At 68.4% G+C, this 7235-nt stretch carries 8 protein-coding genes; 2 read left to right on the top strand and 6 right to left on the bottom strand.

All coding sequences use genetic code 11. From position 1 onward, the window contains the following. The coding region (locus RS82_RS05645; protein WP_045297543.1) for a DUF5684 domain-containing protein at positions 1-582 on the bottom strand (582 nt) is incomplete at its 3' end. Between the two features lie 186 nt (positions 583-768). On the opposite strand from RS82_RS05645, the gene RS82_RS05640 reads away from it, so the two are divergent. Together RS82_RS05640 and RS82_RS05635 are read left to right on the top strand one after the other, a co-directional pair. Then, positions 769-1221 carry a DUF4282 domain-containing protein gene (locus RS82_RS05640; RefSeq protein ID WP_045297542.1) on the top strand — a complete coding sequence of 151 codons (453 nt, stop codon included), beginning with the start codon at positions 769-771 and terminating at the stop codon, positions 1219-1221. Between the two features lie 80 nt (positions 1222-1301). Beyond that, positions 1302-2030, top strand: coding sequence for a GNAT family N-acetyltransferase (locus RS82_RS05635; RefSeq protein WP_045297541.1), 729 nt, complete (start codon positions 1302-1304; stop codon positions 2028-2030). Positions 2031-2033: 3 nt separating this feature from the next. On the opposite strand, the gene RS82_RS05630 is transcribed toward RS82_RS05635, so the two are convergent. The 5 genes from RS82_RS05630 to atpA all read right to left on the bottom strand — a co-directional run bounded on the left by RS82_RS05630 (position 2034) and on the right by atpA (position 7178). Beyond that, the gene (locus tag RS82_RS05630) at positions 2034-2783 is read right to left on the bottom strand and encodes a YaaA family protein (RefSeq protein WP_045297538.1); all 750 of its coding nucleotides are present in this window, start codon (positions 2781-2783) and stop codon (positions 2034-2036) included. Positions 2784-2874: 91 nt separating this feature from the next. Beyond that, entirely contained in the window at positions 2875-3135 is a 261-nt protein-coding gene (locus RS82_RS05625) for a F0F1 ATP synthase subunit epsilon (RefSeq protein ID WP_045297537.1), read from the bottom strand. Positions 3136-3137: 2 nt separating this feature from the next. Then, positions 3138-4586 (bottom strand): F0F1 ATP synthase subunit beta, encoded by a 1449-nt coding sequence (gene atpD, locus RS82_RS05620; RefSeq protein WP_045297536.1) that lies wholly within the window; start codon positions 4584-4586, stop codon positions 3138-3140. Positions 4587-4622: 36 nt separating this feature from the next. After that, a complete protein-coding gene (locus RS82_RS05615) occupies positions 4623-5519 on the bottom strand; it encodes a F0F1 ATP synthase subunit gamma (protein ID WP_045297535.1) in 897 nt (298 codons plus the stop codon). Positions 5520-5540: 21 nt separating this feature from the next. Further along, on the bottom strand, positions 5541-7178 hold the full coding sequence (gene atpA / locus RS82_RS05610) for a F0F1 ATP synthase subunit alpha (protein ID WP_045297533.1): 1638 nt from the start codon (positions 7176-7178) through the stop codon (positions 5541-5543). Positions 7179-7235 lie beyond the last annotated feature (57 nt).

Genomic DNA, 7235 nt, shown 5'->3' with positions numbered 1-7235 from the left:
TGACCCGGCCGGGGGCTGGTACCCCGTGGGGGCACCGTAGCCGGGGGCGGTCGCAGGGTTGGCGGGGTAGCCGCCGGCGGGCACCTGTGCGGGGATTCCCGACCACACCGTGTTGTCGGCGAGGAAGGTGCCTGCCCACGGGGCTGCGGGGATCGCCGTGTTCCAGCGGGAGCGGTCGAACGCGTTGATGCCGAGCCACACGATCGCGAGGAAGAAGTAGAGGATGAGCCAGACGGCTTCCTTCTGCAGCTTCAGGCCCACGCGCCACGCGGCGAGGAGAGTGTAGATGAAGGCGGCGATGCCGATGAGGGTGCCGAGCACCGGTACCCACCCGAGCACGATGGTGCCGCCCCAGAGGATCAGCAGCCACCACGGGTTGAGGTCGCCGAGCTTGACGAAGATCAGGGTGTTGTAGACCGGCACCCAGGCACGCCAGCGGCCCTGCACGCCGGCCTTGTCGAAGATCTTCATGAGGAACCACGACCCGATGACGTATCCGGCGATCGCGAGCAGGAAGAGGAAGGGAGCGAGCACGAGCCAGGCGATGAGCGCCCCAGCTCCGCTGCCGTCGTTGTAGTCCATGTGGAGCGACCTCCGAGAGAGTCGGTTCGGGGCGTGTCGATTCGCGCCCACGGAGCCCCTGCTCCGCTGGACACATGCTAGCGACGCTCTCAGCTGCCTGTCAGCATTGGCGGCCCATATCAAGGGGATGGCCCGCTGAGACGGCGGTGGATAGCCTGAGCAGAACTCCCGACCGAAGGGCTGCCCATGACCGACCAGACTCCGTCCTCCTCGACTCCCCCGCCGTTGCCCCCGCAGTCCGCCGCTGACGCCGCGCGCGGCGCCGATCCCGACGACACGGGCGTCCCGACGGTCCGCGGCGAGGTCAACGAGGTCGGCCGAGGGTTCTTCTCCGCGCTGTTCGACCTCTCGTTCCGCACCTTCATCACGCGGCGCCTGGCGAGCGTGTTCTACTTCGTCGGCCTGATCGCGATCGCCATCGGCTTCATCGTGTACTTCGTCGGCGGCATCATGAGCGCGATCTCCGTGATGTGGCTGAACGTCGGCGCCGGCATCACCGGGCTCATCGCGACCATCATCGTGGTCCCGGTCGTGACGTTCCTCGCGATCATCCTGCTCAGGTTCATCATCGAGGCGGTCGTCGCCCTCATCGCGATCGCCGAGAACACCGAGCGCACCGCCGAGCACACGAAGCGCTGACCGGGCGGCGTTCTCGCACGTGTTGCGTGCGGTGACGCCGGGCATTTGCGCCGACTGGGCCGCAGGCGCAGAGTGGGCGGGTGCCCGATGCTTCCCTCGCCCCCATCCTCGATGCCCCGCACACCGACGCCACCGTGCTCGACAACGCCCCCTGGCACTCGCTGACCGGTCCGCACGCCTCGTTCGCGATCGGCGACGACCTCGTGCGCCGCTACCCGGAAGACGTCGCGCCGTTCGTCGCGGTGAGATCGTGGGACGAGCCGGCGGTGTGGCAGGCGCTCATCGACCTCGTGGGTCCCGGTGCCGAGATCGGGCTCTCGGGCTACGACGGCGACGTGCCGGAGGGCTGGGAGGTCGTCGGCCAGGGCGAGGGGGTCCAGCTCGTGGAGACCGACGCGCTTCGGCCGCAGCCCTACCCGGAAGCAGTCCTCCTGGGCGCTGACGACGTTCCCGAGATGCTCGCGATCGTCGAGCGCAACCAACCCGGTCCGTTCCGGCCGCGGACGTACGAACTCGGGCGTTACATCGGCATCCGCCGCGAGGGCCGCCTCGTCGCGATGGCCGGCGAGCGACTTCACCCCGAGGGCTGGACCGAGATCAGCGCCGTCGCGGTCGACGCCGACCACCGTCGTCAGGGCCTCGCGTCGCGCCTCGTGCTCGACGTCGCATTCCACATCCAGGAGCGCGGCGACCGCGCTCTGCTGCACGCGGCGGCATCGAACGTCGGCGCGATCGCGGCGTACGAACGTCTCGGCTTCGCGCTGCGCCGCCGCAATCGCTTCTCGGCGGTGCGCACACCGACCGCGTAGCGCTCAGGCGAAGAGCTCGAGCTCGCCGGCGCCGGACTCCCGCACGCGGAGGCCGGCAGCATCCGCCCACGTCAGGAAGGCCGCGGCAGACCCGATCCGCGGGCGATCCTCGGCGAGACGGCGAACGAGCGCACCCTTCGCATGCTTGTTGAAGTGGTTGAGGGCGCGCACGGCGCCATCGGCGCCCTCGCTCACGACGCGAACATACCGGGAGGCGACGCCGGCCGGTACGGGGCCGAGGCCGAGGTACGCCTCGGAGCGCAGGTCGAGCACGAAGCGCGGGTCGAGCGCAGCGAGGGCGGCGGTCACGTCGGCGCCCCAGAGTCGCCGCAGCGGCGGCACACCGGGAAGCGACGTGCCGGCGCCGAGACGATACGCCGGGATGGGATCCAGCGCGCCCACTGGACCGAACGGGGCCGAGTGCACGAGGACATGGGCTCCCAGCCAGCGCCGTCCGGCGGCGGAGACGGATGCTGCATCCAGCGCGTCGAAGAGGACACCGGTGTAGCGGTCGATCGCCGCCATCGTCGGGGCGTCGCGCAGCACGGCGTTCACGGCGACCTCGCCTCGTTGCTTGGGGCCGAGCTTGAGGACGCGTGCGGCGTGGTCCTCGTCGGCCGAGAGGGCGACGAGGGCCGCGACGACCGCCTCGCGCTGCGGCGCCAGCTCCGGCAGCGCCAGTCCTGCCGCATCCAGCGGCGTGCGCTTGCCGCCGGTCCGTTTCGTCTCGGACGGGGGCAGCAGGATCAGCATGGCTCTCCGTGGCGGGGCTCGGGGCGAAGTCGCCGGATGAAACGACTCGGCCGATCCCCGAGGGGACCGGCCGAGTGCGAATGATGGTTGATCAGGAGATCAGTGCGGCGTTTCCGGCCACGATCGTGAGGTCATCGCCCTCCATCGACAGGAACCCGTCCTGCGCGTTGGCGATGATCTTCGTGCCCGAGGTCTCGGTGATGCGCACCTGACCCTCGGCGAGGATCGCGAGCACCGGCTCGTGACCGGTCATGAAGCCGATCTCGCCCTCGACGGTCTTGGCGACGACGAGCGACGCCTCTCCCGACCAGACCTCCGCGTCCGCGGAGACGAGGCTCACTTTGAGCGGCATGATCAGCCGTTCTCCTTCTGGATGCGCGCCCACTGCTCTTCGACGTCGGAGATGCCGCCGACGTTGAAGAAGGCCTGCTCGGCGACGTGGTCGAACTCACCCTTGACGATCGCGTCGAACGACTCGATGGTCTCCTTGATCGGGACCGTCGAACCCTCGACACCGGTGAACTTCTTCGCCATGTAGGTGTTCTGCGAGAGGAACTGCTGGATGCGGCGCGCACGGGCGACGACGATCTTGTCCTCTTCCGAGAGCTCGTCGACACCGAGGATCGCGATGATCTCCTGCAGCTCCTTGTTCTTCTGCAGGATCTGCTTCACGGCGGTGGCCACGCGGTAGTGGTCCTCACCGATGTAGCGCGGGTCGAGGATGCGGCTCGTCGACGTCAGCGGGTCGATGGCCGGGTACAGACCCTTCGACGCGATCTCACGCGAGAGCTCGGTGGTGGCGTCGAGGTGCGCGAACGTGGTCGCCGGAGCCGGGTCGGTGTAGTCGTCGGCGGGGACGTAGATCGCCTGAAGCGAGGTGATCGAGTGACCGCGCGTCGAGGTGATGCGCTCCTGGAGGACGCCCATCTCGTCGGCGAGGTTCGGCTGGTAGCCCACCGCGGACGGCATGCGGCCGAGCAGCGTCGAGACCTCGGAACCGGCCTGCGTGAAGCGGAAGATGTTGTCGATGAAGAGCAGCACGTCCTGCTTCTGCACGTCGCGGAAGTACTCCGCCATCGTGAGCGCCGACAGGGCGACGCGCAGACGCGTCCCCGGCGGCTCGTCCATCTGACCGAAGACGAGGGCGGTCTTGTCGAAGACGCCCGCCTCCTCCATCTCGCCGATGAGGTCGTTGCCCTCACGGGTGCGCTCGCCGACACCGGCGAACACCGACACACCGCCGTGGTCCTGCGCGACGCGCTGGATCATCTCCTGGATGAGGACGGTCTTGCCGACGCCGGCACCGCCGAAGAGGCCGATCTTCCCACCCTGCACGTACGGGGTGAGCAGGTCGATGCTCTTGATGCCGGTCTCGAACATCTCGGTCTTCGACTCGAGCTGGTCGAACGACGGCGCCTGGCGGTGGATGCCCCAGCGCTCGGTGATCTCGATGGTCTCACCGGGCTCGCCGTTCAGGACGTCACCCGTGACGTTGAACACCTTGCCCTTGGTGACGTCGCCGACGGGCACCGTGATGGGGCCGCCGGTGTCGCGCACCTCCTGACCGCGGACCATGCCGTCGGTCGGCTTGAGCGAGATGGCGCGGACGAGGTCGTCACCGAGGTGCTGAGCGACCTCGAGCGTGATCTCGGACGCGTCGTCGCCGATCACGATCGTCGTCTTCAGCGCGTTGTAGATGTCGGGGATCGAGTCGTGCGGGAACTCGATGTCGACGACGGGGCCGGTGACGCGGGCGACGCGCCCGACGACCGCCGTCTCGGTCTTGTCAGCGGTGAGGCTCATGGCTTCTTCTCTTTCGTGTGGTCTGATGTCGCAGCGCTACTTGCCGGACGAGAGCGCATCGGCGCCGCCGACGATCTCGGCGATCTGCTGCGTGATCTCGGCCTGGCGCGCGTTGTTGCGCAGGCGCGTGTAGTCGGTGATGAGCTTGTCGGCGTTGTCGCTGGCGGACTTCATCGCCTTCTGCGTCGCGGCGTGCTTCGCGGCCGACGACTGCAGGAGGGCGTTGAAGACGCGGCTCTGGATGTACACCGGCAGGAGCGCGTCGAGCACGGTCTCGGCGTCCGGCTCGAACTCGTACAGCGGGTACACCGCGGCCGAGGACGACTCCTCGGCCTCGACGACCTCGAGCGGAAGCAGGCGCACCGTCTCGGGCGTCTGCGTCATCATGCTGACGAAGCGGTTGTAGACGAGGTGGATCTCGTCGACGCCGTTCTCCTCGCCGCCGCGGTCGTACGCGTCGAGCAGGGTCGCCGCGATCTCCTCAGCCGTTGTGAAGTGCGGGGTGTCGGTGTCGCCCGTCCATTCCGCAGCGCTCTGCATGCGACGGAACTGGAAGTACCCGACGGCCTTGCGACCGACCAGGTAGAACACCGGCTCCCGGCCCTCCTCGCGCAGCAGCTGCGCGAGCTCGAGGCCCTCTCGGAGGATCTGCGAGTTGAACGCGCCCGCGAGACCGCGGTCGGACGAGAAGATCACGACCGCGGAGCGGCGGATCGTCTCTCGTTCGAGGGTCAGGGGGTGGTCGACGTTGGAGTGCGTCGCCACGGCGGAGACGGCACGCGTCACGGCTCGCGCGAAGGGCGACGACGCGCGCACACGCGCCATCGCCTTCTGGATGCGCGAAGCCGCGATGAGTTCCATCGCCTTCGTGATCTTCTTGGTCGTCTGAGCAGAAGAGATCTTCTGCTTGTAGACCCGGAGTTGTGCGCCCATGTCTGCTAGCCCAGGCCCGCCTTAGCGGCGGCCCTTGACGATCTTCTCCTGGTTCACGTCGTCGGCCTGCGCAGCCGCGACCTCTTCGTGGCCGGGCTTGGTGATCGACTGGCCCTTGCCGGCCTGGAACTCGAGGATGAACTCGTCGGTCTTCTTCGTCAGCTCGGCCACGGTGTCGTCGTCGAGGACGTTCGTGTCGCGCAGGGTGTCGAGGATCGTGGTGTTGCGACGCAGGTAGTCGAGCAGCTCGCGCTCGAACGCCAGCACGTCCTCGACCTCGATCGAGTCGAGCTTGCCGTTGGTGCCGGCCCAGATCGAGACGACCTGCTCCTCCACCGGGTACGGCGAGTACTGCGGCTGCTTGAGCAGCTCGGTCAGACGCGCACCGCGGGCGAGCTGGCGGCGCGAAGCGGCGTCCAGGTCGGAGGCGAACATCGCGAACGCCTCGAGCGAGCGGTACTGGGCGAGCTCGAGCTTGAGCGTGCCGGAGACCTTCTTGATCGACTTGACCTGGGCGTCGCCGCCGACTCGCGAGACCGAGATGCCGACGTCGACAGCGGGGCGCTGGTTGGCGTTGAACAGGTCGGACTGGAGGAAGATCTGCCCGTCGGTGATCGAGATCACGTTGGTCGGGATGTACGCCGAGACATCGTTGGCCTTGGTCTCGATGATCGGAAGACCGGTCATCGAGCCGGCGCCGAGCTCGTCGGACAGCTTCGCGCAGCGCTCGAGCAGACGCGAGTGCAGGTAGAAGACGTCACCCGGGTACGCCTCGCGGCCCGGCGGGCGGCGCAGGAGCAGGGACACGGCGCGGTAGGCCTCGGCCTGCTTCGACAGGTCGTCGAAGATGACCAGGACGTGCTTGCCCTCGTACATCCAGTGCTGGCCGATGGCCGAGCCGGTGTACGGCGCGAGGTATTTGAAGCCGGCGGGATCGGAGGCGGGAGCCGCGACGATCGTCGTGTACTCCAGCGCGCCGGCGTCCTCGAGGGCGCCCTTGACGGCCGCGATCGTGGAGCCCTTCTGACCGATAGCGACGTAGATGCAGCGCACCTGCTTGCTGACGTCGCCCGACTCCCAGTTGGCCTTCTGGTTGATGATCGTGTCGATCGCGATGGCCGTCTTGCCGGTCTGCCGGTCGCCGATGATGAGCTGGCGCTGGCCGCGGCCGACCGGGATCATCGCGTCGATGGCCTTGATGCCGGTCTGCAGCGGCTCGTGCACCGACTTGCGCTGCATGACGCCCGGCGCCTGCAGCTCGAGGGCGCGGCGGCCGACGGTGGCGATCTCGCCGAGACCGTCGATCGGGTTGCCGAGCGGGTCGACGACGCGACCGAGGTAGCCGTCGCCGACGGCCACCGAGAGCACCTCGCCGGTGCGGGTGACCTGCTGGCCCGCCTCGACACCGGAGAAGTCGCCGAGGACGACCACGCCGATCTCGTGCTCGTCCAGGTTCAGCGCGAGGCCCTGCGTGCCGTCCGCGAACGTCACGAGCTCGTTCGCCATGACACCGGGAAGGCCCTCGACGTGCGCGATGCCGTCAGCGGCGTCGACGACCGTGCCGACCTCGGTGGCCGCAGCCCCGCTGGGCTCGTAGGCGGCGACGAAGTCCTTCAGCGCGTCACGGATGACATCGGGGCTGATAGAGAGATCTGCCATTGTTTTCCTTCGTTCAAGGGGCCTCGGCCCCGAAATCTCCGCTTGCGCGGGAAGTCT

The sequence above is a fragment of the Microbacterium trichothecenolyticum genome, assembly GCF_000956465.1.
Lineage (GTDB): Bacteria > Actinomycetota > Actinomycetes > Actinomycetales > Microbacteriaceae > Microbacterium > Microbacterium trichothecenolyticum.
This window is presented reverse-complemented; position numbering and strand designations above follow the sequence as displayed.

Coding starts and splice junctions, on each gene's coding strand:
- RS82_RS05625 (WP_045297537.1), bottom strand. CDS start 3,135: ATGCCGCTCAAAGTGAGCCTCGTCTCCGCGGACGCGGAGGTCTGGTCG.
- RS82_RS05630 (WP_045297538.1), bottom strand. CDS start 2,783: ATGCTGATCCTGCTGCCCCCGTCCGAGACGAAACGGACCGGCGGCAAG.
- atpA (WP_045297533.1), bottom strand. CDS start 7,178: ATGGCAGATCTCTCTATCAGCCCCGATGTCATCCGTGACGCGCTGAAG.
- RS82_RS05640 (WP_045297542.1), top strand. CDS start 769: ATGACCGACCAGACTCCGTCCTCCTCGACTCCCCCGCCGTTGCCCCCG.
- atpD (WP_045297536.1), bottom strand. CDS start 4,586: ATGAGCCTCACCGCTGACAAGACCGAGACGGCGGTCGTCGGGCGCGTC.
- RS82_RS05615 (WP_045297535.1), bottom strand. CDS start 5,519: ATGGGCGCACAACTCCGGGTCTACAAGCAGAAGATCTCTTCTGCTCAG.